The 1,923-nt window shown below is 69.6% G+C and carries 2 protein-coding genes; both read right to left on the bottom strand.

The window, feature by feature from the left end; all coding sequences use genetic code 11:
• Positions 1 to 648 (bottom strand): deoxyribonuclease IV (locus AC2VNT_RS15080; protein ID WP_486947625.1); only part of this gene is annotated, 648 nt, incomplete at its 3' end.
• A gap of 83 nt (positions 649 to 731) precedes the next feature.
• Positions 732 to 1,547: a hypothetical protein gene (locus AC2VNT_RS15075; protein ID WP_486947626.1), complete on the bottom strand. Its 816-nt coding sequence runs from the start codon at positions 1,545 to 1,547 to the stop codon at positions 732 to 734.
• Positions 1,548 to 1,923: the final 376 nt, after the last annotated feature.

The following is a 1,923-nucleotide window of genomic DNA, read 5'->3' as shown; positions in this document are numbered from 1 at the left end:
GTCGATCTGCCCGGTACCGAAGTTGGCGTGCCGGTCCCGGCCGGACCCGGCGGCGTCCTTGGAATCGTTGCAGTGCACCAGGTCGATCCGGCCGGTGATCGCGGTGATCCGCTCGACGGCGTCGAGCAGCGGCTCGCCGGCCGCCCAGGTGTGGCAGGTGTCCAGGCAGAAGCCGATACCGGTGTCGCCGATGTGATCCCACAGCCGGGCGATGGTCTCGAAGCGGCGCGCCATCGCATGGTTGCCGCCCGCGGTGTTCTCCAGATAGACCGGCACGTCGGTCTCCAGCCGGTCGAGGGCTTTGCGCCAGCGGGCGAACCCGGCCGCCGGGTCGTCGTCGTCGGCGGTGACGTGTCCGCCGTGCACGATCACCGCAGCCGCCCCGATGTGGGCGGCCGCGTCGCAGGTCTGCTGCAGCATGGTGCGCGACGGGATGCGCACCCGGTTGTTCGGCGAGGCGACGTTGACCAGGTACGGGGCGTGTACGTAGATCGGCAGCGCCGCCGCGCGCAGCGCCGCCGCATCCTTGCGGGGTACCGGCGGCTTCCAGCTCTGCGGATTGCCGACGAAGATCTGCACCAGATCGGCGTCGTCGGCCGCGGCGGCGGCCAGCGGATCCTGTGCGCGCACATGCGAACCGATCAGCACGGCTCCACTGTATCCCTCCGCGAGCAGACGCTAAGACCCCCAGTTCCATGCGCAATTGGGGGTTTTCACGTCTGCTCGACAGCTCATCCCGCTATCCGAGGCTGCGACAGGTGCGCACCGATTCGAGCCACCAAGCCGTCCGGATCGCCCCGAACATCGTCAACCGTCATCGGGATGACCAGCCAGCCGCATTCCTGCAGCCGTGCGATCTTCAGTCGGTCGTGCAGCAGGGCGTCCCGGCCGACATGCCATTCGATGCTGTCGTATTCGGCGACGACCTTTGCGCCCGGCCACGCGAAGTCCACCCGCCACAGCTTGCCGCGCCGGTCCCGGATGTCGTACTGCAACTCCGCGGTGGGCAGCTGGTGGTCGATGAACACCAGCCGCGCCTCGCTCTCCATCGGCGATTCGGCTCGGCCGTCGGCGTGGCGCAGCAACTCGCGCACCATGACGATTCCACGCCGTCCCCGCTGCGCACGGGCCGCCGCGCGCACCTCCGCCGGGGTGCAGATGCCGGAGTTCAGCGCTGCGTCGAGTGTGGCCAGCGAGCGCGGCCGGCGCAACGTGCGAGCCAGCTCGATCGCCGTCCAGGCGGGCGTCGTCACCAGGCGGCCCCGGACGCGGCGGATCGGCGCCCCGACGCGCTGGTGCACCATCAAGCCGGCGGTCGGCCGCATCCGAACGCCGGGGTCGAGAACGTGGATGCGAGAGGTCTCTTCGGTGTCGAAGCCGTACAGTGCAGCAGCGGTGCCCAGGCAGGCGATCAGCGGCCGGCCGGCCATCAGGTCGAGTCCAGCCAACGCGCCCAAGACGTCGACATCGGCACGGGCGTAGACACCACGGCAGACCCGGATCAGCCTGCCGGTCCGCACCCGGTATTCCAGCGCCTTGCGGCTCATCACCGCGAGCAGCTGTTGCCGAGTGGCCACGCCGCGGCCCGCGGTGAGGATCTGCTCGACGGACACACACCGGATCCTCGCGCGACCGCGCCGGCCGCGAAAGTCGGGCCTGTGGACAACACCCCCCTGCTGAGCAGACGCAAAGACCCCCGAATTCGGTCCGAATCGGGGGTCTTTGCGTCTGCTCGCGCGCTAAGCGCTACCGGTAGTCGGAGTAGCCGTAGTCGTCCAGCGGCACCGCGGCGCCGGTCGCCTGACCGAAGTCCGGACTGTAGTACTGGTCCTCGTAGGACGGGATCGTATAGGCCGCTGCGCGCGCCTCTTCCGTCGGCTGTACCTGGATGTTGCGGTACCGGTTGATCCCGGTACCGGCCGG

This window comes from Mycobacterium sp. TH-M15, from assembly GCF_057473705.1.
Note: the sequence above shows the minus strand (reverse complement) of the source record. Positions and strands in the feature narration are given on the sequence as shown.